Annotated in this window: 29 protein-coding genes and 1 pseudogene; 13 read left to right on the forward strand and 17 right to left on the reverse strand. The window is 29.2% G+C overall.

Going from position 1 to position 23,896, the window contains the following annotated elements:
- Positions 1 to 406: 406 nt before the first annotated feature.
- Positions 407 to 2,398: a catalase gene (locus tag JN168_RS13790; RefSeq protein WP_232154703.1), complete on the forward strand. Its 1,992-nt coding sequence runs from the start codon at positions 407 to 409 to the stop codon at positions 2,396 to 2,398.
- A gap of 265 nt (positions 2,399 to 2,663) precedes the next feature.
- Here JN168_RS13790 and JN168_RS13795 read toward each other — a convergent pair.
- The 7 genes and pseudogenes from JN168_RS13795 to JN168_RS13825 form a co-directional block, all read right to left on the reverse strand.
- A pseudogene (locus JN168_RS13795) lies at positions 2,664 to 2,741 on the reverse strand (DUF536 domain-containing protein); the annotation flags it as partial.
- 468 nt (positions 2,742 to 3,209) lie between these two features.
- A complete protein-coding gene (locus JN168_RS13800) occupies positions 3,210 to 3,347 on the reverse strand; it encodes a hypothetical protein (RefSeq protein WP_232154702.1) in 138 nt (45 codons plus the stop codon).
- 64 nt (positions 3,348 to 3,411) lie between these two features.
- On the reverse strand, positions 3,412 to 3,657 hold the full coding sequence (locus tag JN168_RS13805) for a hypothetical protein (protein WP_232154701.1): 246 nt from the start codon (positions 3,655 to 3,657) through the stop codon (positions 3,412 to 3,414).
- Positions 3,658 to 3,852: 195 nt separating this feature from the next.
- On the reverse strand, positions 3,853 to 4,065 hold the full coding sequence (locus tag JN168_RS13810; protein WP_232164144.1) for a hypothetical protein: 213 nt from the start codon (positions 4,063 to 4,065) through the stop codon (positions 3,853 to 3,855).
- A 16-nt stretch (positions 4,066 to 4,081) separates the two neighbouring features.
- A complete protein-coding gene (locus JN168_RS13815; RefSeq protein ID WP_232154699.1) occupies positions 4,082 to 4,279 on the reverse strand; it encodes a hypothetical protein in 198 nt (65 codons plus the stop codon).
- Complete coding sequence (locus JN168_RS13820; RefSeq protein WP_232154698.1) at positions 4,280 to 4,516, reverse strand: hypothetical protein; 237 nt, start codon at positions 4,514 to 4,516, stop codon at positions 4,280 to 4,282.
- A 56-nt stretch (positions 4,517 to 4,572) separates the two neighbouring features.
- Positions 4,573 to 4,734, reverse strand: coding sequence for a hypothetical protein (locus JN168_RS13825; protein ID WP_232154697.1), 162 nt, complete (start codon positions 4,732 to 4,734; stop codon positions 4,573 to 4,575).
- 1,084 nt (positions 4,735 to 5,818) lie between these two features.
- On the opposite strand from JN168_RS13825, the gene JN168_RS13830 reads away from it, so the two are divergent.
- A complete protein-coding gene (locus tag JN168_RS13830) occupies positions 5,819 to 5,971 on the forward strand; it encodes a hypothetical protein (RefSeq protein WP_232154696.1) in 153 nt (50 codons plus the stop codon).
- A 33-nt stretch (positions 5,972 to 6,004) separates the two neighbouring features.
- On the opposite strand, the gene JN168_RS13835 is transcribed toward JN168_RS13830, so the two are convergent.
- Both JN168_RS13835 and JN168_RS13840 read right to left on the reverse strand, forming a co-directional pair.
- Positions 6,005 to 6,601, reverse strand: coding sequence for a hypothetical protein (locus JN168_RS13835; protein WP_232164143.1), 597 nt, complete (start codon positions 6,599 to 6,601; stop codon positions 6,005 to 6,007).
- A 1-nt stretch (position 6,602) separates the two neighbouring features.
- On the reverse strand, positions 6,603 to 7,316 hold the full coding sequence (locus JN168_RS13840) for a ParA family protein (protein WP_232154694.1): 714 nt from the start codon (positions 7,314 to 7,316) through the stop codon (positions 6,603 to 6,605).
- 228 nt (positions 7,317 to 7,544) lie between these two features.
- Here JN168_RS13840 and JN168_RS13845 point away from each other — a divergent pair, with 228 nt between their 5' ends.
- The 4 genes from JN168_RS13845 to JN168_RS13865 all read left to right on the forward strand — a co-directional run bounded on the left by JN168_RS13845 (position 7,545) and on the right by JN168_RS13865 (position 11,338).
- Complete coding sequence (locus JN168_RS13845) at positions 7,545 to 7,673, forward strand: hypothetical protein (protein ID WP_269668120.1); 129 nt, start codon at positions 7,545 to 7,547, stop codon at positions 7,671 to 7,673.
- Positions 7,674 to 7,818: 145 nt separating this feature from the next.
- The gene (locus JN168_RS13850) at positions 7,819 to 7,971 is read left to right on the forward strand and encodes a hypothetical protein (protein WP_232154693.1); all 153 of its coding nucleotides are present in this window, start codon (positions 7,819 to 7,821) and stop codon (positions 7,969 to 7,971) included.
- A 296-nt stretch (positions 7,972 to 8,267) separates the two neighbouring features.
- On the forward strand, positions 8,268 to 9,338 hold the full coding sequence (locus JN168_RS13855) for an SAV1803-related protein (RefSeq protein WP_232154692.1): 1,071 nt from the start codon (positions 8,268 to 8,270) through the stop codon (positions 9,336 to 9,338).
- 1,646 nt (positions 9,339 to 10,984) lie between these two features.
- On the forward strand, positions 10,985 to 11,338 hold the full coding sequence (locus JN168_RS13865) for an LOG family protein (RefSeq protein WP_341536591.1): 354 nt from the start codon (positions 10,985 to 10,987) through the stop codon (positions 11,336 to 11,338).
- Between the two features lie 318 nt (positions 11,339 to 11,656).
- Here the strand turns inward: JN168_RS13865 and JN168_RS13870 are convergent, their stop codons facing one another.
- The 3 genes from JN168_RS13870 to JN168_RS13880 form a co-directional block, all read right to left on the reverse strand.
- Positions 11,657 to 11,881 carry a hypothetical protein gene (locus JN168_RS13870; protein WP_232154690.1) on the reverse strand — a complete coding sequence of 75 codons (225 nt, stop codon included), beginning with the start codon at positions 11,879 to 11,881 and terminating at the stop codon, positions 11,657 to 11,659.
- Positions 11,882 to 11,942: 61 nt separating this feature from the next.
- On the reverse strand, positions 11,943 to 12,473 hold the full coding sequence (locus JN168_RS13875) for a hypothetical protein (RefSeq protein ID WP_232154689.1): 531 nt from the start codon (positions 12,471 to 12,473) through the stop codon (positions 11,943 to 11,945).
- Between the two features lie 181 nt (positions 12,474 to 12,654).
- Positions 12,655 to 12,903, reverse strand: a complete 249-nt coding sequence (locus tag JN168_RS13880) for a GlsB/YeaQ/YmgE family stress response membrane protein (RefSeq protein WP_232154688.1) — start codon at positions 12,901 to 12,903, stop codon at positions 12,655 to 12,657.
- A gap of 249 nt (positions 12,904 to 13,152) precedes the next feature.
- Here JN168_RS13880 and ldmS point away from each other — a divergent pair, with 249 nt between their 5' ends.
- The 3 genes from ldmS to JN168_RS13895 all read left to right on the forward strand — a co-directional run bounded on the left by ldmS (position 13,153) and on the right by JN168_RS13895 (position 15,778).
- Complete coding sequence (gene ldmS / locus JN168_RS13885; RefSeq protein WP_232154687.1) at positions 13,153 to 14,346, forward strand: L-aspartate--L-methionine ligase LdmS; 1,194 nt, start codon at positions 13,153 to 13,155, stop codon at positions 14,344 to 14,346.
- Positions 14,347 to 14,512: 166 nt separating this feature from the next.
- The gene (locus tag JN168_RS13890; protein WP_232154686.1) at positions 14,513 to 14,980 is read left to right on the forward strand and encodes a DUF2243 domain-containing protein; all 468 of its coding nucleotides are present in this window, start codon (positions 14,513 to 14,515) and stop codon (positions 14,978 to 14,980) included.
- Between the two features lie 12 nt (positions 14,981 to 14,992).
- Positions 14,993 to 15,778, forward strand: a complete 786-nt coding sequence (locus tag JN168_RS13895; protein WP_232154685.1) for a cytochrome c oxidase assembly protein — start codon at positions 14,993 to 14,995, stop codon at positions 15,776 to 15,778.
- A gap of 136 nt (positions 15,779 to 15,914) precedes the next feature.
- Here the strand turns inward: JN168_RS13895 and JN168_RS13900 are convergent, their stop codons facing one another.
- From JN168_RS13900 to JN168_RS13915, 4 genes are all read right to left on the reverse strand, one after another.
- Entirely contained in the window at positions 15,915 to 17,225 is a 1,311-nt protein-coding gene (locus tag JN168_RS13900; RefSeq protein ID WP_232154684.1) for an MFS transporter, read from the reverse strand.
- Between the two features lie 26 nt (positions 17,226 to 17,251).
- Positions 17,252 to 18,385: a cytochrome P450 gene (locus JN168_RS13905; protein ID WP_232164141.1), complete on the reverse strand. Its 1,134-nt coding sequence runs from the start codon at positions 18,383 to 18,385 to the stop codon at positions 17,252 to 17,254.
- A 222-nt stretch (positions 18,386 to 18,607) separates the two neighbouring features.
- Complete coding sequence (locus JN168_RS13910) at positions 18,608 to 18,940, reverse strand: YflT domain-containing protein (protein ID WP_232154681.1); 333 nt, start codon at positions 18,938 to 18,940, stop codon at positions 18,608 to 18,610.
- A gap of 42 nt (positions 18,941 to 18,982) precedes the next feature.
- The gene (locus JN168_RS13915; RefSeq protein ID WP_279526282.1) at positions 18,983 to 19,819 is read right to left on the reverse strand and encodes a manganese catalase; all 837 of its coding nucleotides are present in this window, start codon (positions 19,817 to 19,819) and stop codon (positions 18,983 to 18,985) included.
- A 298-nt stretch (positions 19,820 to 20,117) separates the two neighbouring features.
- On the opposite strand from JN168_RS13915, the gene JN168_RS13920 reads away from it, so the two are divergent.
- From JN168_RS13920 to JN168_RS13930, 3 genes are read left to right on the forward strand one after another with little or no spacing between them, the layout of a single operon-like run.
- Positions 20,118 to 20,516, forward strand: coding sequence for a hypothetical protein (locus JN168_RS13920; RefSeq protein ID WP_232164140.1), 399 nt, complete (start codon positions 20,118 to 20,120; stop codon positions 20,514 to 20,516).
- Positions 20,517 to 20,569: 53 nt separating this feature from the next.
- The gene (locus JN168_RS13925) at positions 20,570 to 20,731 is read left to right on the forward strand and encodes a hypothetical protein (protein ID WP_232154678.1); all 162 of its coding nucleotides are present in this window, start codon (positions 20,570 to 20,572) and stop codon (positions 20,729 to 20,731) included.
- A gap of 47 nt (positions 20,732 to 20,778) precedes the next feature.
- Complete coding sequence (locus JN168_RS13930) at positions 20,779 to 21,648, forward strand: SDR family oxidoreductase (RefSeq protein ID WP_232154677.1); 870 nt, start codon at positions 20,779 to 20,781, stop codon at positions 21,646 to 21,648.
- 216 nt (positions 21,649 to 21,864) lie between these two features.
- On the opposite strand, the gene JN168_RS13935 is transcribed toward JN168_RS13930, so the two are convergent.
- On the reverse strand, positions 21,865 to 22,524 hold the full coding sequence (locus JN168_RS13935; protein ID WP_232164139.1) for a DUF421 domain-containing protein: 660 nt from the start codon (positions 22,522 to 22,524) through the stop codon (positions 21,865 to 21,867).
- A gap of 276 nt (positions 22,525 to 22,800) precedes the next feature.
- Here JN168_RS13935 and JN168_RS13940 point away from each other — a divergent pair, with 276 nt between their 5' ends.
- Positions 22,801 to 23,868 carry a 5,10-methylene-tetrahydrofolate dehydrogenase gene (locus JN168_RS13940; protein WP_232154675.1) on the forward strand — a complete coding sequence of 356 codons (1,068 nt, stop codon included), beginning with the start codon at positions 22,801 to 22,803 and terminating at the stop codon, positions 23,866 to 23,868.
- The last annotated feature ends 28 nt before the right edge of the window (positions 23,869 to 23,896 follow it).

The following is a 23,896-nucleotide window of genomic DNA, read 5'->3' on the forward strand; positions in this document are numbered from 1 at the left end:
ATAATCTAATACATGACATTTTACAAAAGTAATCAAGGACACATACATTAGATGTATGTGTCCTTATCTTTAATATAGTGTTATATTCATTTGGAGCCCATATATGACTTTTATTCTTTATATATTTCTTCATACATTACGTTTTCAAGTATTTTCACATGCATTATGTATTTTTGACAGAAGTAGGCGCTCAATATGCTTATGATTTTCGTTCACGTCATTACATCAATCATAGATAGCTGCACAGTTGCGTATTTTACTTAATATAAAATCATATTATTCAATTGATGATTTTTGATATTACATATCAGGTGTATGGTTAGAATACTTCTAAAAACTTTACACTTAGTTTCCATTTTCCTCATTTGTGGTAAAAAGTAAACGTAAGGCTAAGGAGGAATAAAAATTGAGTAATAAAAAGCAAGAGCAATTAAATGAAGTAAAAAAAGATAATGATGGCAGAGCGATGACGACAAATAACGGAGTAAAAGTGAGTGAAGACGAAAATACGTTAACTGTTGGGGAGCGTGGTCCTAGCTTATTAGAAGATTTTCATTTTAGAGAAAAAATAATGCACTTTGACCATGAACGTATTCCAGAACGTATTGTACATGCTCGGGGCTTTGGTGCACATGGCGAATTCCAAGTATATGAAGACTTATCAGAATACACTTCAGCAGATTTTTTAACTCATCCCGAAAAAACAACTCCCGTATTCGTTAGATTTTCCACTGTTCAAGGTTCAAAAGGTTCTCCTGATACTGTAAGAGATGTACGCGGATTTGCGACTAAATTTTATACAGAGGATGGTATTTTTGATTTAGTAGGTAATGACATTCCAGTATTCTTTATCCAAGATGCGATTAAATTTCCAGATTTAATTCATGCAGTTAAACCAGAACCACATAACGAAATGCCTCAAGGTGGTACAGCACATGATACATTTTGGGACTTTTTCGCACAGAACCCTGAATCTACGCATACAACAGTCTGGGCAATGAGTGATCGAGGTATACCTAAAAACTTCAGACAAATTGAAGGTTTCGGTATTCATACATTCCGTCTAGTAAATAGTGAAGGACAATCATATTTTGTAAAATTCCATTGGAAACCTATTCAAGGCTTAGAAAGCTTAGTATGGGATGAAGCGCAAATATTACATGGTAAAGATATTGACTTCCATCGTAAGGACCTTTATGAATCTATTGAAAAAGGAGACTATCCTGAATGGGAATTAGCTTTACAAATCATTCGACCAGAACAAGAATTTGATTTTGATTTCGACATTTTAGATCCAACTAAAATCTGGCCAGAAGATCAAGTTCCAATTAAAAAAGTTGGTAAAATGACACTTAATCAAAATGTAACCAACGTTTTTGATGAAACCGAACAAGCTGCATTCCACCCAGGACATATTGTGCCTGGTATTGATTTCTCTAATGATCCATTATTACAAGGTCGTTTATTCTCATATACTGATACTCAAATTTCTAGATTAGGTGGTCCAAACTTTAATCAAATTCCAATTAACCGACCTGTAAATGAAGTACACAATAACCAAAGAGATGCGATGCATCAAATGAACGTTAACAAAGGTCAAGTTGCTTATCATAAAAATGGGCTTAATAATAACGAGCCTCATACGACATCGAAAGAAGAAGGCGGTTATGAACATTACCAAGAAAAAGTAGAAGGACGTAAAATTCAAAAACGTAGTGAAAGCTTTAAAGATTATTACAGTCAAGCTAAGCTCTATTTAAATAGTCTAACTCAAGATGAGTTTAATCACACAGTTGATGGGTTTTCATTTGAAATAGGTATGTGTGATTCAATTATGGTTAAACAAAATGCTGTTAACCAGTTAAACAAAGTAGATCGCACATTAGCTGAACGTGTTGCTAAAAACGTGGGTGTAGATGTACCTTCTGAAAATGAAGAAGTATCATCTGAAGCTAAAGATAGTCAATTGACAATGGAAAAATATGATATACCATTACAAGGGCATTCTGTAGCAGTTGTAATAAACGGAAATATTAGTGAGGATACGTTAAAAGCATATGCTGAAACATTTATCGAAAACAAATTAAACTACGCATTTGTGGGGCAACATCCTAAAAAAATATCAGAAGACTTTGGTATAACAGAAACGTATAATACTGCTCATCCAACATTATTTGATAGTTTAATTGTATTGTCAGATGGCACTGATATAAATCCAAATGCCGAGGCTTTCGCGGAACTCAATTACAAGCATGGTAAACCTCTAGTTGTTAATTCAGCTGTTGCAAAAGGCCTATCTGACGCTAAAATAAATTTAGAAGCACCTGGTGTTTTCATTTCAGATAAACCTCAAGTTATTATTCAAGCATTTAAAAAAGTCAGATATTGGGATAGATAATAAATTTTGAATTAACAAAAGTATTAAAAACCCCCAATCTATGGTTGTAGATTGGGGGTTTCGTCATCTCATTTTCACTGTTTATGAAAACCAACTCTTTTAAAAAGAGATGGTTTAAAAATTTTGTCTCAATAATGAACATTTTTGATTTATACTAATTAACATAACCGATAATTATCAGAAGTTTCGATGATATAAATAAAAGCGCTACAAGTTGTCCAACTTGTAGCGCCTATTTAATGAATGCGGTCTTCTATAACTATTATTAGCTACCAAACAAACGACTCCAGAAACCTTTTTTAGGTTGCGTTTCTTCACTCTTAAGTTCTATATCACTATCATTACATTTAAAACTTTTATATGAATAAATTTATTTAAGTAATATAAATTATTAATTCATTACATTAATATATATTAACGTTGTTTATCCTTTATTATTAATATAGTTTTTACATAATTATTACTTATGTTTATTAATTGTTGTTCAATATATGTATACTATATGTTTACTTATGTATATAATTGATATAGCTTATGTGGCTTATCTATCAGCTTATTATGTATCCCTGTCTTATGGACCCGTTCACTGCATCCACTTAATAGGGTTGCTATTCTCTAACCTGTAACTTGAATAGCCTATGAACACTGCCTAGGTCAATGCATAAGTTTTGTGTACCCAGGTAATTACTTATCGTATTCTTCTAGTAACTTTAGTGCATCTTACTTTCTATCTTTGCAAGGATTAGCAGGTATTTTAATTGAACCTTCTTCACCTTCTAATATAAAAAACGTATCATTTTCTATAATCATATTAGACACCTCTATTATATTCTCTAATTTTTGATAGTTCAGCTACATTTAAAGTAGGCTGTACTTGTTTTAAATCATATAACATTGTGATGATAAGCTCTTGATTCTTAATGATTTGCTCTAATTGTTTATCATTCATATTAACCTCTCCTTATTAATTACTTATCCCTGTCCCAAAATAAATCAATGTATTCTTTATCCAATTACTTATCAAACGTATAAACATCTATAAATTCAGTATTCACAATGTCTTTAGTAGCAAACATTACATAGATACTATAATGCTCTTCTTCTGGCACTTGTCCGTAATTAACACTTATCAATTCTATTTCATCTAAATCATATGGCAATTCTACTTTAAGGCTACCAAATAAATTAATCTTATTATCTTCCACTTCAAATATTACTGGAGTACAAAACAATCTACCTTTAATAATTTCACTTTCCATATTATCCTGTCCTTTATTTATTATGTATAGCCACAACCTAATGTGATCTTTCTGATAGTGGCATTAATTCTATATAGAGACCTGTATTACTCTCAGCTATTCTGTATTCTGATTCATAGCCATATACTTCTCTATATTCACGTTTACGGGCATTTATAGCTTGTTTAAGCTCTTTTATTCTCTCAGGGGACTTATCTATGATGTATACCATCCATCGGCTATATTCCAGTCTCCTAAGCTACCAATATCATTATTATTTGAAGGCTCAGGTACTTTACTTGTTCTAGTAGTACTGATTAATCTCCCCTTACCTTTTTCAATATCATAGCTATCTAAGTTTAATTGGTCATTATATAGTTCAATAGTAAGTGCTTCTATCATCTTGTTATAGGCTTCTTGTTTATCCATTAAGCAACCTCCATATTTACTTTTTACCTCTATTGATATCAACAACATTATCGTTTAATTTCTTTTTACGATTAGAAATCTTACGTCTCATTTTACGTTCTTCTTTAGTTTCATGTATCCCAACTAATATCCCAATAATAATACTTAGTATAAAGTTGAATACGAATATACCTAAGACGATAATTCCTAACCACATTAAAATAGTTAGTGCCATTTAGTTGTCCTCCTGTACTCTATGAATAAAGAACATTGCTAAATCCTCTACATCTTCTTGTTTTAATCTAGGGAATAGTTTTAATATCATTAGTAAATGTTTAATAGCTTCTTCATGTGATGTAAAAGTATCTGTTAATGATTCTTGAATAATATAATCAGTAACTAACTCTGACACCTTATCATCATGATTACTTTCTAAATCTAAGCTTAAATATATTTCTGTTTCATATGTCATATTGTATTACCTCCATTATGTATAAAAGGGAGCCCTAGTTAGGACCCCCAATAATTTTATAATTCATCATGTAAATACATATCAGCAAATTGAGAAAACAATTCATTATATTCTTGACCAGTTAAATAGGTTTCTCCATATAGGTCATCAATACGTTGCTGAATGTCTTCTAGGTCTTTAGCTGATAAATATTTTTTATAGTCAAATTCTTCTAGCATCTGTAGTTTCTCCCTCCATTAATTAGTTACAACTACAGATAACTAACGGTTATTAATTTAGATATGTATATTTGGCAAATAAAAAAAGAGTAGAAAAGAACCTCTATGTCTTAACTACTCTTAAAAAAACACTTATATAGAAAGGAATGGTAATAGGAACAAACACAATTAGTATTAGTAAGGTGAACAGTCTTACTAAGTAATCATCGAGATTACACCAATACCTAATAGAACTGTGTTACTTTTTTATCTATATTGAATGTATTCTCTGTGTGTACAGTTATAGTTATTTATTACTTCTAACTGATAATGGGTATTGCTCATAGCTTTTAATTCTTATACTCATTACTATCTATATTGTTTTATTACTTGTATTATATTATTAGTACATAGTTAATTACTTATATAATAAATCATAATAGATATTACAGGTACATTTAGTATATATTTTATTAAGTTTTTTAAATAACTCTCTTTAATATTAATTATTAGTAACAGTTAAACCCTTGATATAATAGGCTTTATATAGTTTTAGAGTTTTCGGCGGACAGTAAGTATATTACTATATATTCCTACTGTCCGTTAGAAACTTAAATAACTCTTAAGTATTGATATGACAGTGTTTATAAGATATTAATAGTATAGTTTATTAATAGTTTTTTAAATAACTATAGGCATAAGATTAATATGTAACTCTAAATATGAATGAACGTAGAGAATGAATAAAGTGAACAGTTTACTGTGAGCTTATATAAGCCATTTTTAACGTATTCTTACTATAATAGATAAATAACATTACTTTATAGCTAGATGTCATTTAAATGTAAATTAGGAGGGTTCTCGTGTGTGTTAGAAGGATATTAAAATAATTTTTAGAAAGCATACGAAACTCTTACCTCGTCACGCCTTATTAGTAAGTGTACCCCTCCTTTAAAAAAGTTATTAATGGTTACTTGACAAATGCATTAGTTGCGCCTTATATAGAACGTAACCACTTATTTTAATAATCGTCAATAAATTACGTCCGAAATTCCATTTTACTGGTCTTATATAGAGTGTAGGGGACAATAACATTAAAGAAGCTATGAACACACGCAAGCCATTAAATATTGAAGGAAGCTATCCTGAATTTGAGCATAATGAGAATCCACTAGCAGGACTAGCTGAAATTCAACAAACTGATTTATTATTTACTGCTCAAGGTATCATAAAGCCTAAAGACACATTACAGGCATAAAAAGAACCCTAGGATTTCCTAGGGCTATACATATTATTTGTCCTTTTTAGCTCGTTTCTCTTCTAGTTCTTTCTGTTCTTTTTCAACATATTCATCAAACTTTTTATTAATGTCATCTTCTGAGTGTGTTTCAGAGCTCATAAATGACTGCTCTACACCTCTGTTATTCTGAACTAGGAGATATAATACACCTTGTTGTTCAAACTTAAAGGCTCTGTAGTGTTTACCATCTGAACCTTTAAATCTTGATTTACTCATAGAAGGTATTAAACCCTCTGATGATTTCCATTCTTCTAATGCTGATTTTAATGCATACCCTACAAATTTTGATTTAAAGCCACGTGCAAACTGTCGCATTTCTTTTACTTGTTTAACTGTTAGATTCTCATTAAGTTTACTATCTAATGAGTGTGTGGCTTCTATATACTCCATTAGGTCATTTAATTGTTCTAAAATATCGTCGTCAATATGGAAGGTAGCCCTAGATGAATTTTCAGTTATTAGACTTGATATAGCTCTTTCATCTGAAAAATCTTCCAACTTCTCTTTAAAGCTCTTCTTATCTTGTGCAGATTCATTATCTACATATATGTTCTTTGCTTCTTCTTCATGTTTTTGAAACATATTCATTTTATCTTACCTCATTTGCATGTTTTTTTAACTGGTTTTTCAGTTTATTAAACTTGTTTGATAATGTTAGTAATTTACCACCAAACATTTGGTTACTTATTTCTATACTATTTGATAATGAGTTACCAAGTATTACGTTATCAAGTGTATCTACATAGCTCTTTAACTCCCCTTTTACTTCTTTGTGGAGTTTTGAATTAGAAACTACTTTATTAGGTAAAATACAAATACTAGCATTGCTATTTATTTCCTTTATTGTATTAATTACATGAACTAAATTATCAGCACTAAATCTATCTAATTCAGTAGGAATAATAACCTCGTCAGCTAATGCATAAGCGCTATATACAATACTTGAAAGCTGAGGTGGACAATCTATAACAATGTAATCAAAGTCTCTGTAAATGGGCTCTGTGAGCTCTTTGAGGGCTATTCTATTAATGCTTGTATTATCCAGTTTTCTATTCTCAGGTACATAGTAAACATTTTTAAAATTGCTTTCATATATTGCTTGTTTTATATCAATCGAACCATTTAAAACATCATAAATAGTATTGGTTGGGGTCTCTTTTCTTAGGACGTTACTAGAGTTCTTTTGACCATCTAGCCCAATGTATAATACTTTGCGTTTTAATCCTAAGTAACCTGCAACGTTTAAGGCTATACTAGACTTACCTACTCCACCCTTATTTGATGAGTACACTAATACTTTCATTGTTTCACCTCATACCTTTTAATTTATGTAAAATGATAGCACAAGTAATAAGTAATATAAAGAAATATCAACTATTATGATAAATATTTAATATATCAGTATAAAAAAATTTAATAATATTTATGGTTTTTGTATACATAGGTAAACTTATGTGGTGTGTTTAATACAAGTTAAAAAACAGCACAGCAAAATGTGTTAAAATTAAATTAATCAAAAGTGGTAATTAAAATGAAAAAATCAGCTCATAGCTTAAAAATTGACGGCAGAAAAAATTTAGCAACTAACTTGAAAGATAACGGGCTAGAAAGAATTAAGACCGAAAACAGTGGTTTTGTTAAGATTAAAAAAGTAAAATGAAGAAGTTAGAACGCAAAGCCGATGAATTATTAGCCGACGGTCGTTATGACCAACACGAGAGAACACTACAACAAATTGAGAAATATCTAAGTGAATAAAACTGAGGGGGCGTAAGCCCTCTACATATAAACTAGAAGGAAATAAAATGGATAACGATACTAAACAAATCATCATGGGTCACATACAATCATTGCTTCCTATTATGGAAGAATCTAATGACCCTGAGACTAAAGATAGACTAGATGAACAAATAACTGATTTAATGAAAGATTTAAATTTAACATGGGATGATATGTAGGGCTAAACCTAGCCCTAATTATTTTAGTACTTAACATAAGTAATAAAAACGTTTAAACATATGTAATAAAAATTAATAAATAAATTGAATTAAAATTATTAAAGGAGCGTAATAAAATTGGATAAGCTAGTTAAAAAAGAGGGTTTAATTGCTCTAAGTGCAGTTATTGGCTTATGGGGTTATGGAATTATAGATATTTATATATATTGGTCTAGCTTATAGTAATAAACTGTTATAAAATTGAATTAATAATAAATTTAAAAAAGTATTATGCAACGTTTGGAGAAAATAGTTTTATGGGAAATTATGATTTATATCAAGATAAATACAATTATTATAAAGACTTATTGAATTTATCATATAGTGATATGGTGCAACATTTAATTGAAAAACATGGTGAAGTTGTAGATAACTACTATAAAGAGAAATCTTATAACAAATTTTTAAATGGGGAAATAAAGAGAATTGCATATGGTAAATATACAAAAACAAAAGAAGGCTTATATTGTCATCACATAATGGAAAATGAATATGAAAATATATCTGACAAAGAATATATAGATCATTATAAATACCCTTATGAATATCATCATAAAGAGAATCTAGTTTATTGTGACTTGATAGAGCATTTGATATTACATGCTTTAATTACTAAAGAGACAAATGGAGATAGAGGTTTTAAAGGACTTGTTGAGTTTCTTATACCAATGGCTAAAGAGTGGTATGTAGATAACTTTGAGCCTAGAGTATTATGGATGGAATTATGTAGAGAAAGAGCATTCTTATCAGAAGAGTACACTGAAAAATTACTTTCAGATGTTGATGAACTATTAAAAGACGTTGAAGTATATCAGGAATTATTAGAAGAAATAAGAGAAGAAGAGCTACGAAAATTAGAACGTGAAGAAAGACTTAGACAAATGATTGAACAACGAGAATTAGAACATGAAGAAAGAATCCAAAGACATATGCAGAACTTAAATATTAGTAGAGAAGAATATGAAAATAATGAAGATTTAATTAAAGAAGAAGCACATAGATATATAAATAAAGATAGTATTTTTGAACTTAGAATTAGCAAGAAAACACCTAGAAAAGAAGTTCTTGAGTTACTTCAACATTATGAAGAATTATATGATTCTAGTAAATTCTACAGTGATGAATATGCTTCTTCAAAACTAAATATTGTAAAAGATGACTTAATAGAGGAACTACGTGAACTTTCTAAAAAAGTAGAATTAAAATTAAAAAATGCTAAATATTATAAAAAGGATGGGAACTATAATTTTAAGGTACGTAGAGGGCTTAGTTTTGAGGTTGCGCCTGAGAGTGCAAACATTATTATAGATGGAAAAATATTACAATAAATAAAACAGTGGGATACAAAATGCTGACATTTAAAGAATTATAAAACAATTGATTAGACCTAAATTAATTTCTAGGTCTTTTTTATTTATAAAAAATAACCGTGCAAGCCCAAGCACGGTCGTAAACAAATATATTCTATTCATGGAAACAGAGGTTCTATAATTTGTTTATCCGTGTGTTTTAATTTTAAACATAAAAAAGACAATCAAATAAATGATTGTCTTCAACTCAGATTAATGAGAGTTTGATATGTCTAAACTAGAAAAAGAGCATTACTTTATATGTGTTTGCAAACGGCCAAACACATCATTTAATTTAACATATCATTTTACACTTGTTAAATAAATTGATATAAAAAACAACCGTTTAATTAAAAACGGTTGAAAAGAATAACTTTGGGTTTATAAAAAGAAATTTGATAAATTAAAAGCCTATTTAAAATTACCCAAGTTATTTAGGGTTAAAACTTCATTTCTATTATACATAAAATATACGTTTTATCTCTTTATGAAAATTTATGAAAACTTGTCAAATCAACGATGTATATTTTTTGTATATAGCTGTCACAATTTCAATAAGCCTATAACCCTTGATATAAAGGTTTTTATATTTTAATCAGTTTACATAATGCTTATTATAGGAAGTTTTTTATACATTTAATATACATTTTGATGGTAAACATAAGGCGCCCTTTTTATAATAATGATAAGACTTTAAAACTCTTTAAATAACCTATATAATTATACTATAAAAACATAGAGCCTATTACGTAAATATGTATCACTATCATAGCTATTAAATCTGTTGTGAAAGTGTGGTGATGCATAGGAACATCTATATAGAGAATTTAAACTTTAATTTTACTTTCACAATCCAATTAATAGTTACTTTCTCAGTAAGTGTTTCCATGTATTTAATGGTAAAAAAATAAGCTCCCGTTACTGCCATAACGAGAGCACCTAAATAATAGGCTGTTGTGATACATATTGTGAGTTCCTAAGCTCGGTAATATGTGCTATGTTTTTAGCACCTAGCTCATGGTTGGTAGCCTTGCTAGGTGTTTTTTCTTCTCTATATATTAACACGTAAAAAACTTTTGCGCAAATTTTTTACGTGTCAAGTAAACCTCCTCTTTATTTATACGAACTTAGGTTCTGTAATATTGATGAGGTGATTGCTATGAAACTGACTATCGTAAAATACCTAGAGAACACCTTAATCCAAACATTCCACAAGGTAGAGGAATTGTAAGGTGATAACCATTTAAGACACTACCGGAACAATATGAACAACTAGAACAATACATACAAGACCAAAATAAAATAGACATGCTATACTATCAGATGAACAAGTACAGATATTAAATGATAAATTGAACAGTAAAATCAATAACAATTCTTTTGCCACAATAGAATATAATAAAGATGAATATAATTTTTCTATTCAAGGATATAAAGAAGATAGATGTATTAGAAAGTACATTAATTATCACAAATGAACGAGGTAATGAACCTAAGAAAATATCACTGCTTAGTATAATAAATTTATCCGTTGAATACTTTCTCGATGCAAAATAGAGCTTCTCTCAGCGTGTGTAATATGTATATAATTAGGTGAATGGATAGCTGAAAATGACCATACTTTAATTTATGGTAGTGGTAAAGTAGGTCTAATGGGACTATTAGCTGATACTGTATTAAAAAATAATGGTGAAGTCATTGGTGTGGTTCTAGAATTTTTAATGGGAAGGGAACTTTCTCATCCTAATTTAACCGAATTACATATTATAACTACTATGTCCAAAAGAAAATCTAAAATGGTAGATTTTGGTCATGCTTGTATAGCACTTCTAGGAGGCCTTGGTACACTTGAAGGGATAACTGGGGTTATTTCTTCAAGTGTTGGACAGAATGATGGCCCTTGCATGTTCTACAATGTAAACAATTTTTACCAACCAATGGAAAATATGTATAATGATATGGTTGATAACGTTTTTTAACTTCAATCGATAGAGAAAAGACGTTATTTAGTGAGTCTTTAGAATTTATAGAAAAATTTATTGTTAATTATGAAAAACTATTGTTCGTAGATATAAACAAAAATAAGGTAATTATTATAAAACGTAGCTTATCTATATGATTTCTAAAATGCGCTTATAAGTTATCTATTATTATATTAATTTTTTATAAGTAGAGATAATAATCATTCAAGACGTTTGCGTCCAAAAGTAAAAGATAAGTCCTTTATATATATTTAAGTTTAAAATGTATTTATTAGCAATATTACGCTTTTATCTAAATTTAAATTTTTAAATCCTTTAAATTTCTGCTAGTAAACGATTTACTAAAGCTATCTTACTTAATAAACTAGTTACTTCTTCTTTAGATAAATTATCATAATTTTGGATAATTTGGTCTAATTTATAAGAAATATCTCCTTGCATACGTGATATTTCTTCATTGTTTTGATTATTCTCGCAATCTACATTTGTAAGATAATTACTATAACTATCTAATTCAGTAAGAAAGTCTTTAACATCCATATTTGGCCTCCTTATATACCCAATTTAATGTAGCTTATTACTACCTTGAAAATTGATAAAATTAATTAGGTATAAATTGTAATTCATAAATATCTTTATTTTCGTAAGAATTGAACTCATCTAATTTTGCTTTTAGATTAATTATTTGTTGTTTCCTACTAACATTATGATAGTACGATAACTTAATATGCAAATTAGTTTCATAACCGTTATTTTGAATTGTACTTTCTAATTCTTCATATACCTTTTTATTCATAGGTAAAAAATAACTTTCTTTGCTAGGTAAAAAGTTAAGAAACTTCTCTTGGATAATGTTATTTTTATCTAATGATAGTTCTATTTTAATTTTTTTGGCTGCCCCACCCCCAAGATTATATAATTTTAAATAATCCTGATGGTCAGAATGGTTTATATCCATATTATTCATAGAGAGTTTATTTTCATCATCTAATTCTAATGTGACTTGATTAAACCCTAAAGCAGGTATAAAACCAATTTTCATTTGATAGAGTTGAACTGAAACTGAAATAAAATAGAATAGTGCCATAAGGAATGTTCCTATTGAACCAATCGCAGAAATTATATTTATCATAAAATACCCCCGTTGATCTATATTTATCAAAAAAAGCCCACAAATAGTGGGCTACATACGAACCACTTTATAAAAGCTCTTACCTTTAAAAGTTTCTTATCAGATAAATTGTTTTAAATATAATTAAATCTTTTCTAGTGAAAATTAATGGTCACTTAAAAATTGGACCATGTATATCATCTTATTTTCTAATTGCTTTCAATATAAATGATACTATTAAAATTAATATTATGGCTCCAATTAAAGCTGGTAATATAGGAACGCCCCCTATTATTGGTCCCCACATACCTAACAATTTACTTCCTATAGCTGAACCAATTAAACCAGCAATAATATTGCCAAAAATACCTCCAGGTATGTCTTTGCCTAAAATAGCGCCTGCTAACCAACCAATCAAACCACCTATAATTATCATTAGTATAAAACCCATGATACCCCTCCTTTTTTAATCATTATAAATTTAACCCTACCACTCTCTTTAAATTTAAAACTTCTATAGTAAAAATATAAATAAAAATTTCAAATTTTTATTTACTAATAAAGGGCATCGGAAAAGTAATTAATGTTTTACACATCATATATTATGGTATTAATATGTATGACGCTAAAATTTTATATAACTGACCTGTGATTAAGTAGATTAAAAATAAAATGTTGATTTTAATTAAGGTGGCTTAATATGAAAAACAATAATTTAGAACCTATTTTAACGCTAAGTAGTCTTTATGGTCCAAACGTTATTTATACTGCTAGACCGTCTTATGAATCTAATCCATGGTTATCAATTGAAGAACATCAAGCTAATTTTTCAACAGGCAGAGAATTAATTATTGCAGACCAAATGCCTGTTATTGTACATGAAGCTAGTGTGACTAATAAATTAATTGAACTATTGAATAGTGCTAATATAAATCCTACTTTAAATGTTTTAAAATTTAGAGACCGCCAAACTTATGAAAAAATACTTGAAAAATCTACTTATCAAGATAACAAGAAAATTTTTTTTCAGTATCCTCATCATTCAAGCATTGTAAATGATACTCACTATGTAGTTAACAAAGATACATTACTTAAATTAAATAACAAGTCCTTTCTTTCTGAGTTAACAGGAGGCAAGTATTTACCAAAAAGAGAAATAATGAAAATAAATAATTTTGAGCAAGCTATTTCTAAATGGGATTTCCCTTTTGTATTAAAACCAGGAGGTGATTCGCCTACTTCTGGAGGTTATGGTGTAATGATTTGTTATAACAGTGAAGATTTAACTAAAGCAAAAGAAAAACTTTTTAAAACAACAGACATTACAGATACTGTGATTATCGAACAAAAAATCGAAGAAAAATATAATTTTTCTGTCCAATATGCTTGTTCTTCTGAAAAAGGTATTATTTATTTAGGAGCTACTGAGCAATTAACAGATAATTATGGATACTATAAAGGTAATCATAACGCTCCAAATGTTCCTTTAAAGGTTATACAAGCAGGGAAGGAAATAATGCAGATTGGCTTACAAAACGGTTATGTAGGTATCGCAGGCTTTGATTTATTGGTAGATAAACATAATGATATCTACGCAATAGATTTGAATTTTCGTCAAAATGGTTCTACTAGTATGTTATTGTTAGAACCATTATTAACTGAAGGCTATCATAAATTTTATAATTATCTTTCTAATATTGAGAATGAAAGATTTTTTTCTTTTGTTTTAAAATATGTTCGAAAAGGTGTGTTATTCCCCCTTGCTTATTATGATGGTGATTGGTTCCAAAACGAGATAGTTAGTTCTAGGTTTTGTGGTATTTGGCATGGCACTGATAAAAATTACGTTGAAGAAATGGAACAACAGTTCTTAAAAGAAATAGAGAGCAATTAATACTTTTTTATCAAAACTGCTATAAGTTTACAGATTTATAGCAGTTTTTTCTGTTTAAATTATTTTTATAGGTTTTTAAGGACTTATTAATACACTACATAAAACAATATGCTCTTAGCTAAAAGTTTACTTTTTACCCTTAAAGGGGATGGTAATCTAAAAGGAGATGTTTTATTTGAAAAACAAACAATTTTATTCCTATTCTCCCAATTTAGTTTCTGGATTTCTGTTCGGGTTAGGTCTCGTAGCGTTTTTTGACGAAGTTGTTTTTCATCAAATTTTAGCCTGGCATCACTTTTATGATAAATCAACTAGTAATATTGGATTACTATCAGATGGTCTGTTTCATGCATTCAGTTGGTTTTCGACTATAGCCTCTTTATTTTGGTTAGCACATCTTCGAAGAAAAAAAACGTTTAGGATAAAAAAATGGATTGGTGGGGTATTATTGGGAATTGGCTTTTTTCAATTATACGATGGTATTATCCAACATAAAATTTTAAAAATACATCAAATAAAATATAATGTTTATATATTGCCTTATGATATTGTTTGGAATGTCACTGCTGTAATTATTTTAATAATTGGGATTATAATTTTCTTGCAATCTAAAAAAAATAGTAATTCACACTAAGGAGTAAATAATATGAATTCTCACCTTTTTAGTGAAAATATATGTTTTAAAATAATTTTAACCTTATTTTTAATTATGTTATTTGTTATATATATATTTTTTGCACTCCTTACTAATAAAAAATATAAGAAATGGTTTTTATACCGCTATGTTTGTTGGTCAATAGGACTTCTAAGTATAGGAATATCTCTAGTAGGGCCTTTAGCAACCTTAGCTCATCATAATTTTATTGGCCATATGATAACTCATCTTCTAATTGGCATGCTAGCTCCATTGTTAATCGCACTTTCTATGCCTGTAACTTTACTATTAAGATCTATTGACGTTTATAACGCTCGAAAATTAACGCGAATCTTAAAAAGTCGTTTAATTCAATTTATTAGTAATCCAATTATAGCTTCACTTTTAAACATTGGAGGGCTTTGGTGCCTTTACACAACAAATCTATATATGTTTATGCATCATTCATTATTTATATATATATTAATTCATTTCCATCTTTTTATAGCAGGTTATCTTTTTACTATTTCTATTATTTATGTAGATATCACAATTCACAAATACAGCTATGTTTATCGTTCAATTATATTAGTATTAGCTTTGACAGGTCATAATATACTATCCAAATATATTTATGCTAATCCTCCCATTAGCGTAGATAAAGATGAAGCTAAAATTGCAGGTATGATAATGTATTATGGCGGTGATATGGTTGATTTTATTATAATCCTTATCCTGTGTTACCAATGGTACAAAAAATCAACCCCGCGTTTTGTTATCGATCCAAAAAAGAATTAGATAGAATTTAAAACTATTAGTCTTTCTCTAACTTAAATATTTTAAACAGATAAAAAGTTGGCTTATTCTGTGAATAAACCGACTTTTTATCTGTTTAACTACTTTAAAAATATGACAAGTAGTTTTACGTCTATATTTAGTTCGCTTCAATATTTGGATTTGACCCTTTGAGGGGTTTACCCGAAGTATGTGCGAAATACAAGCTGAAAATAACTAAACCGATGAAGTTAATAATAATTAAATAAATTGCTGGAGATAAAATGCCATTCTTTAAATTTCCTAAGGAAGACAAAATTAATGGTGTTACACCTCCAAATACAGCAGTTCCAATATTATATATTATTGAAAGAAATTTCATTCTCACATTTGTATGAGTAATCGCAGGCAACGTAGAAGGCATCACGCCATTGAAAATAGATAACATAACTGCAAGCAACATTATACCTAAAAATACCATTATTAAATTATTGTTATTTAAAAGAAGAAAAGCTGGTATTGAAAACAAAACAAAACTTGTTAGCCCTAAAATTATCATTCTTTTATTATTATATTTGTCGCTTAAACTGCCAAATGTAAATATAAAAGGCAACATCAATATTAACGCAATCGCGTTAAGTATAGTAGAATACTGAGCATCCATTTCTATATTATTTTTTAAAAAAGAAGGTAGATAGGTTAAAAACATAAAATTATTTACATTTAAAAATATAACCCCTATCGCTATTAGTATAGCTTCTTTTTTATAAGTTTTAAATGCTCTTATAATATTGTGTTCTGATGAATCTTTTTTATTTTTAAAAGTTGGAGTTTCATCTAGCTTAAATCTTAGATACACAACAATTAAACCAAAGGGTGCTGCTAATAAAAATGGGATTCTCCATCCCCATGTTTCTATCTGCTGTGAAGATAATGAGTAGAGCAAAATAGCTACCGTAATAGCAGCCAAAGCGTTTCCAGTCATTGTTCCCATTTCCAAACCACTAGTAATCTTACCACGTTTTTTATCTGGCGAGCTTTCTACAATATAAGTCATAGCACCGCTATACTCTCCTCCAGTTGAAAAAGATTGAGCCATTCTAACTAATAAAAGTAAAATTGGCGCCCAAATACCTATTTGCTCTGAAGTAGGAAGTAAGCCTAAAATCAAAGTAGAAAGAGACATAACAGTAATAGTCACTGTTAGGACTACTTTCCTACCGTGTTTATCACCAATATAACCAAACACTAAAGATCCAATTGGTCTCATTAAAAATGCTATAGCAAATGTACCAAATGTAAAAAGCAATTGATTTTCTTTTGCTACATTACTAAAGAAATTAATACTGATATAACTAGCTAATTGAGCATATAAAGCAAAATCAAACCATTCAATTGCATTACCCATAGATGTTACAATAACTTTATTTCTTGCTTCTGAAGTTTTTATTAAATTTTTACTATTTTCCATAACATAACCCCTATATATTAATGTCTTTAATTTGTATGAATTTTATCTTTTTCAATTATAAAGCCGTCTTTAGGTATAGCTGGAATACTATTAAGATTAATATCAAAATTTTGCTTTGGAACATTATAAGTGATTTCATTCACCAATATATCCATCGTGCTTTTTAACATTTCCATTGTTACAAATTCCCCAGCACATCGGTGGCCAAAATCATAACTACCTCCTCCTTGAGGTATAAAATTAAAAGGCGTTTGTTCCCAATTTTCAAACCGTTTAGGCATAAAATGGTCAGGATTAGTCCAAGAATCAGGGTCTTTATTTGTCCCATGCAAATCCAAAAGAGTTAGTGTACCTTTTTTTAATTTAAAGCCATTATATTCAAAGTCTCTGTATACCCTAGCTACAGCAAAAGGGAAAAAAGGATAATATCTTCTAACTTCTTGTATAAACATTTCTATCTTTTTATTGTCCTTGTTTTGCAATTCTTTGGCAGATTGAGGAAACTGATGGATACCAAGCCCTAAATTTGCTACCCATATGGATACTGCTACCATAGGTCTTAATAAATTTAATATTTCAACTGCAACTACTTTAGTTTCTAATAGTTTATTATTTATGTCTCTGTGCCAAGTAATTTTATAAAGCGCTTTTTCTTCATCGATTCTTAAATTATTGCCTCTTATATCTTGAACAATTTTTTCAATCCAACCATTTGTATTTTTACGTGATGATCTGCCTTTCCAATGTTTTAATCCAATAGCTGCTGGACTTTCAAATAAATCACTTAATTGAGAAACTCTTTTGTTAACTTCTGCTTTTTTTATAGGCACGCCGATCCATTCACATGCCACCTTAAAAAAGACATATTTTGAAGCTTCATACATATTAATTGGAGTATTTATTGCTTTATTATTAAAATAACTGCGCCAATGTTTATAAACTAAAGTGCTTATATCGTTCATAGATTTTTTATTCATCAGTTGCATAAACATATTTTTTCGGTTCCAATGAGCCTTGCCATCTAAGCTTTGAACGCCATTTTCTCCAAAAAGTGTTTTTTCAACTCTTTTAGGCGCAGCTCCATTTCTTATAAATAATTTATTATCGTAAAATAATTTTGTTCCTTTGCTACCAATTAAACAATATGCTTTTTCTCCCAATAAAACAGTTTCAAAAATATTTGTATTTAATCTTTTTTTCTATTTATAATAAAATAATAACCTTCTATTAATAAACTTAATGTATGATCTAATTTCCCATCTTTAGGCATTTCTTTTGCCATAAAATTCTTCCTCCTTATTTTTTATGTGGTTTTTAATTCATCTTCTTGAAAAAGAACCAACTTGCAAAATAAGCAAATTGGCCCTTTTTCATCATTTTATTTATAGTTCGCCTTTTACTCTTTCGTCTGTAACAATCAGAAGTACTTTACCTTGGTCCATATCTTCTTCATAAGCTTCTGCTTCTTTTTGCGGTATTCCCAAAGCTTTTAATTTATATCTCAATTCATCGCCTTGGCGTTTATAATTTTCTTTAGTTTCTTCTTTGTTATAATTAATATCAGTTAGGTTAGTGTTCTTGATTATCCGACTTGTACGGTCTGGGTCATGCGATAAAATATAAATGTCTTTAGCATTTATATTTTGGTCTTTTAGAGTATTTATTTCTACTTCTAATTCTTCATCATTTGTATATTTTTTAACAATTGGTCTCATAGTAATTCTCCTTTAAAAAATAATTTAAAATTTAAGAATTCTTTACCTTTTGTTGTTTTCAGGTGGCGTATTATGGATACTTGGCGGAGAATTAGGTATCTCAGCTATATTACCTTCCACAGGAGGAGTATTTTCGTATTTAAATATGCCATCACCTGCTGGAGTCTCGCCTGAGGACCAATCTCCTTCTTTACTTTCTTCGGAAGTATAAGAGTGATTATATAAACTAAATGCTAAATCTTCTCGTTCTTGCGAACGATCAAAAGTAGATGGAGTTATTTTCCCTTCTTTTTCTTCAAGTTCTTTAATTGCTTGGATCCATAAGTTTTGATGGTAAGAATCGCGAGCGATTAAGACTGATAACATATCTTTTAACCCTGGATCATCCGTCATTTCATAAATACGAATTGCTTGCGTACGCCCTTGAGATTCAGCATTTAAATTAGCTCTAAAATCTGCTAATATATTTCCACTCGAAATAATATAACTTCCCATCCATGGATTACCCACGCTATCTGCTGGCCTTGCATTTAAACCTGAAACAATAGCGTGTTGTGGATTCATTCCACTCATAATTGCTGCAGTTGCAGGATCTTTCATAGCTTCTTCTTGTTCTTCTAAAGAAGTACCTTCTAATAGTCGGGATACCATAGTAGCTAACATCTCGATGTGTCCTAATTCTTCTGTTCCTATATCTAATAATAAATCCTTATATTTTTCATTACCCTTTCTAACGCTCCACCCTTGAAACAAATATTGCATAGCTACGCTCATTTCACCATATTGACCACCTATTAATTCTTGAACACGTTTAGCCATTAAAGGATCGCTTTTTATCGGTTTCGCTTCAAATTGTAAATGTTTATCATGTAAAAACATTTGATTCCTCCTTCTTTATTAAATCATCCTATTCAAACAGTACCACGTAAAATGAATATAAAACTGTAAAAAGAAACTTTTGGATAGTGGAAATATTTCATATAATTATTCTTACAATTAAATTCTCAGGATTATTTCCTTTTACATACTTTAAAGTTCAAATGTTAGTAAAACGATAATCTAAGAGTGCTAATTATCTGGTTGGATTGATGCAGCTGTTTAAAAGCTTTCAAATGAGGAATAACAATAAAAGTAACTATTTATGTGCAAATATAAAACGTAAAGGAGGAAAAATTATATGGCAACTTTTCTTTTCGTTCTATTTTTATTAATTGTTATAGGGATATTTTTCATTGTCAAAAAAATTTATAATAAAAAATATAAAAATAGAAAAGCTTTTAGAAGAGCTGAACACTTTGACAAAAGAATTATATGTAATGATTACAAAGTAGAAAACATAAAAAAAATCAAAAACAAAGATTCTCATGTTATTTTAATTTTCCAACGTAAAGAACTTGAGATAGATAAAAATAATATTAAATATGTATCTCAGCACTCTGAAGAAAAAGTTGAAGTAAATTGTGATCTTCCTCATAAAATAAAAAAAGAAGAAGTGTTTAATTATCTTATTAATAATACGGACTTTTATATAACTGAAGATAGATATAATAAATTATTATCCTCTAATACTCATTGAACTAAAGGTCTGAGTCATTTCCAATTAACGTATAAAATTAAAGGATGATTCTTATGAGAATAATTGGCTATACAGTTGGTGTTTTTAAGATTAAGTATATAATTAAAACGGATAAGGGAGAAACATTCACTTATAAATTACCTAAAGATATGCCTCCTTTAAAAGCTAGAAGGAAATTAAAGCTTTTAGCTGGAGAGTCTAAAGATATAAAGTGAAAATATTTTATAGAGTAATCAAAAATATTTAAATGGAGGAAACTAAAATGGATTTACATGATTTTCATAAGAAAATTAAAGGATATACTCAAAGTAGACAACCAGGTATAGAAAACACGATGGAACCTAAGCCTATTTCTGAGCTGGATGAATACAAAGCTGGTGGAAAGTTGAAAGGAAAAGTAGCGTTAATTACTGGTGGCGATTCAGGTATAGGTCGTTCAGTTGCTATTTTGTACGCAAAAGAAGGCGCTAATGTAGCTATAGGCTATTACGATGAAGATAAAGACGCTGAAGAAGTAGTAAATAAACTCACTGATTTAGGAGTTAAAGCGAAAGCATATAGACATGACTTAAGAAATATAGATGAATCTAAAAACTTAATTAAAAACGTGATTAATGATTTTAAAGATTTGAATATATTAGTTAACAATGGAGGAGTTCAATTTCCACAAGAAGATTTTAAAGAAATTACTCCTGAACAAGTTAAAAAAACATTTGAAACCAATATTTTTGGGATGATGTTTTTATCACAAGCTGCAATTCCTTATTTGTCTGCAGGTGATACAATAATTAATACAACAAGTGTGACTGCATATAGAGGATCAGCTGGATTAATAGACTATTCAGCTACCAAAGGTGCAATTGTGTCATTTACTCGATCTTTAGCAACTAGCTTAGTAAGTAAAGGTATCCGGGTTAATGGCGTAGCTCCTGGCCCAATTTATACCCCTCTTATTCCAGCTACGTTTGACGCTGAAAAAGTCGAAACACATGGAGAAGAAACAATGATGGGACGTCGCGGACAACCTGCTGAATTAGCACCATCCTACGTTTTTCTAGCCACATATGCAGATAGTTCTTATATTACCGGACAAATTATTCACGTCAACGGCGGGGACTATATTAGTTCGTAAAAACAATTAGTGAAAATTTTAATAAGACAGAAAAGTTTGTCGCAAATAGACTATACTTTTTCTGTCTTATTATTTTTATAAAAAAAAGCAACTGTTAAAAAACAGTTGCAATATTTCCTATATTATTTACTAACGGAGGGGAAGGCTCCTAGTGTAATTATATCCTAAAAATAACTTAGTAAACAAAAATTTGAATTTAGCTTTACTCTCATAAATTCACAGATACTCGTAGGGAAGTATAAATAAACCTCTTTTTTTTGACCAATCTGCATAAAAAACTTCACTAATATTTTTTATATAATGTTTATCTAGTTCTCTTTCTAACCAATTTTTATTTTTAGAAATTTTTGTTAGATTATTGTCATTGATTTTATTATTTTCAATGATTGGGTATATTGGATAATTTTCTTCTCTTATTGGGTACTCATAGGTATACGTTTCGATGCTAAAACCGCCATCACTTTCAATATACATATTTTTTATATAACTTAAATCAAAAATTCCATTCTCTCTTGCCACAGCAATAATTTGTTCTATTTCTAGCCTATTAGATTTTAGATAATGATGTTTCACTTTCCCTTCATTAATTAAAATACAGGCTTCTCCTCTAAGCCACTTTCTTGCTTTTTTAGATTTAGCTTCTAATAATTCAGTTATAAAAATGATTAATGCCCAGGTTAATAAACCAATCAATACTTGCCAAACTTTGATATTATTATCGTATATACTTCCTTCTAATATTCCGCCAAATACCATAAAATAGACTATATCACCAGGAGCTAATTGGGGTAGATTTCTTTTTCCTAGCAATCGTATTATAATTAATAAAAAGATAAATCCAATTGTAAGTTTTATTACCATCTGGAAAGTTAACACTTTACCACCTCTTAAACTATTTAGTGTCTTTTTATTAGAATAAGCTTTTCTTAGTTTTTAATGATTAAAGAACTTTAAACATAATCTGTTAAAGTGTTATTTTACCCTCATTCTAAAAATACTATCTCGTAGAATAGTTTACCTGTACTCTTATGAGGTAATATAAAAGAAACCTTTTACTTTATTAGAATAGAAGCTTCAAGTCTAATAAATATAATATTAAGTTTAAATATTCTTATTAGAACTTTATCTTTTACATAAAAAGGAGAGGTTAATTTGAGAAGTATATATATTGGGTTAATTATAGTCCCGGATGTCCCAAAAAATATTATCAAGAAAAGTTTAAAAAAATTTAAGCATGATACGAAAATTCACTTTCCTAATGTTCAATTTATATTTGAAATAAAAGAAGATATGAATGGTGGAACAGCAGAAGAAGTTAATAAAAATATCGATTATGCTTATTCTTGGAAAAAAGAAAAAAATTGGGATTATTCAATTGCCATTACCGATTTACCTATTTATAAAAATAAAAAAATGATAATTTCTAATGTTAATGCCCTAGAAAAGAGTGCTATGATATCTCTTCCTTCATTAAGCATCTATCGTTTGAAAAGTAAATTATTTTCTATTCTCAGTAATATTATCTACTATTTCTATACTGAAAATTACATGTATATGTCTCGTTGTAAGTTACCACACGTAAAAGTTGCATCTTTACCATCAAATGAATTAGATAGTGACAAATCAGAAACTAACCATTTTTATAATTCAAAAATTTTAGGATTTTTAAAAATAACACTTGGTATGACTTTCGCTAACAAACCGTGGCAAGGTATATCTTCTTTTAAAAAAATTATAGCCTTAGGTTTAGCTACTGGAAGTTATATCTCTATTTTTTACACACCTTGGCAGCTAAGCGTAGCATATAGTTTACCTAGATTTTTTGTTTTTATGTTATTTTCACTTGTAAGTATAGTCATTTGGTTGGTACATGTTCATAAGTTTTGGGAAAAACCTTCTTCGAAAAACAAAAATTCTTACCGTTTACTTTATAATCTCACTACCCTACTAACCATGTTTACGCTCACTTCTTTGAGCTATATTATATTATTTTTGTTATTGCTAGTGAGTATATTTTTATTTGTTCCAGATGATTTATTTGTAAAATGGGGAAATGCTAATAAATCCGGTGGTGTAAGTAATTATCTACGCTTAAGTTGGTTTGTGACTTCTGCGGGCTTATTAGCTGGCGCTCTTGGATCTGTAATGGAGAATGACAAAAAAATGAAACAATTAACGTATACTACTCGCCAATATGAACGTAGTAAGAAAATAAAGTAAGTTGCATCGCCCTTTTCTAAATTGACGA

Origin of the sequence: Staphylococcus gallinarum, assembly GCF_029774255.1 — a bacterium.
Taxonomy (GTDB): Bacteria; Bacillota; Bacilli; order Staphylococcales; family Staphylococcaceae; genus Staphylococcus; species Staphylococcus gallinarum.

What these genes read in the sequence shown, in the direction of transcription:
- JN168_RS13800 (WP_232154702.1), bottom strand. Translation starts at nt 3,347, where the DNA reads ATGAATGATAAACAATTAGAGCAAATCATTAAGAATCAAGAGCTTATC.
- JN168_RS13805 (WP_232154701.1), bottom strand. Translation starts at nt 3,657, where the DNA reads ATGGAAAGTGAAATTATTAAAGGTAGATTGTTTTGTACTCCAGTAATA.
- JN168_RS13810 (WP_232164144.1), bottom strand. Translation starts at nt 4,065, where the DNA reads ATGGATAAACAAGAAGCCTATAACAAGATGATAGAAGCACTTACTATT.
- JN168_RS13815 (WP_232154699.1), bottom strand. Translation starts at nt 4,279, where the DNA reads ATGGCACTAACTATTTTAATGTGGTTAGGAATTATCGTCTTAGGTATA.
- JN168_RS13820 (WP_232154698.1), bottom strand. Translation starts at nt 4,516, where the DNA reads ATGACATATGAAACAGAAATATATTTAAGCTTAGATTTAGAAAGTAAT.
- JN168_RS13825 (WP_232154697.1), bottom strand. Translation starts at nt 4,734, where the DNA reads ATGCTAGAAGAATTTGACTATAAAAAATATTTATCAGCTAAAGACCTA.
- JN168_RS13830 (WP_232154696.1), top strand. Translation starts at nt 5,819, where the DNA reads ATGAACACACGCAAGCCATTAAATATTGAAGGAAGCTATCCTGAATTT.
- JN168_RS13835 (WP_232164143.1), bottom strand. Translation starts at nt 6,601, where the DNA reads ATGAATATGTTTCAAAAACATGAAGAAGAAGCAAAGAACATATATGTA.
- JN168_RS13840 (WP_232154694.1), bottom strand. Translation starts at nt 7,316, where the DNA reads ATGAAAGTATTAGTGTACTCATCAAATAAGGGTGGAGTAGGTAAGTCT.
- JN168_RS13845 (WP_269668120.1), top strand. Translation starts at nt 7,545, where the DNA reads ATGAAAAAATCAGCTCATAGCTTAAAAATTGACGGCAGAAAAAATTTA.
- JN168_RS13850 (WP_232154693.1), top strand. Translation starts at nt 7,819, where the DNA reads ATGGATAACGATACTAAACAAATCATCATGGGTCACATACAATCATTG.
- JN168_RS13855 (WP_232154692.1), top strand. Translation starts at nt 8,268, where the DNA reads ATGGGAAATTATGATTTATATCAAGATAAATACAATTATTATAAAGAC.
- JN168_RS13870 (WP_232154690.1), bottom strand. Translation starts at nt 11,881, where the DNA reads ATGGATGTTAAAGACTTTCTTACTGAATTAGATAGTTATAGTAATTAT.
- JN168_RS13875 (WP_232154689.1), bottom strand. Translation starts at nt 12,473, where the DNA reads ATGATAAATATAATTTCTGCGATTGGTTCAATAGGAACATTCCTTATG.
- JN168_RS13880 (WP_232154688.1), bottom strand. Translation starts at nt 12,903, where the DNA reads ATGGGTTTTATACTAATGATAATTATAGGTGGTTTGATTGGTTGGTTA.
- ldmS (WP_232154687.1), top strand. Translation starts at nt 13,153, where the DNA reads ATGAAAAACAATAATTTAGAACCTATTTTAACGCTAAGTAGTCTTTAT.
- JN168_RS13890 (WP_232154686.1), top strand. Translation starts at nt 14,513, where the DNA reads ATGTTTTATTTGAAAAACAAACAATTTTATTCCTATTCTCCCAATTTA.
- JN168_RS13895 (WP_232154685.1), top strand. Translation starts at nt 14,993, where the DNA reads ATGAATTCTCACCTTTTTAGTGAAAATATATGTTTTAAAATAATTTTA.
- JN168_RS13900 (WP_232154684.1), bottom strand. Translation starts at nt 17,225, where the DNA reads ATGGAAAATAGTAAAAATTTAATAAAAACTTCAGAAGCAAGAAATAAA.
- JN168_RS13910 (WP_232154681.1), bottom strand. Translation starts at nt 18,940, where the DNA reads ATGAGACCAATTGTTAAAAAATATACAAATGATGAAGAATTAGAAGTA.
- JN168_RS13915 (WP_279526282.1), bottom strand. Translation starts at nt 19,819, where the DNA reads ATGTTTTTACATGATAAACATTTACAATTTGAAGCGAAACCGATAAAA.
- JN168_RS13920 (WP_232164140.1), top strand. Translation starts at nt 20,118, where the DNA reads ATGGCAACTTTTCTTTTCGTTCTATTTTTATTAATTGTTATAGGGATA.
- JN168_RS13925 (WP_232154678.1), top strand. Translation starts at nt 20,570, where the DNA reads ATGAGAATAATTGGCTATACAGTTGGTGTTTTTAAGATTAAGTATATA.
- JN168_RS13930 (WP_232154677.1), top strand. Translation starts at nt 20,779, where the DNA reads ATGGATTTACATGATTTTCATAAGAAAATTAAAGGATATACTCAAAGT.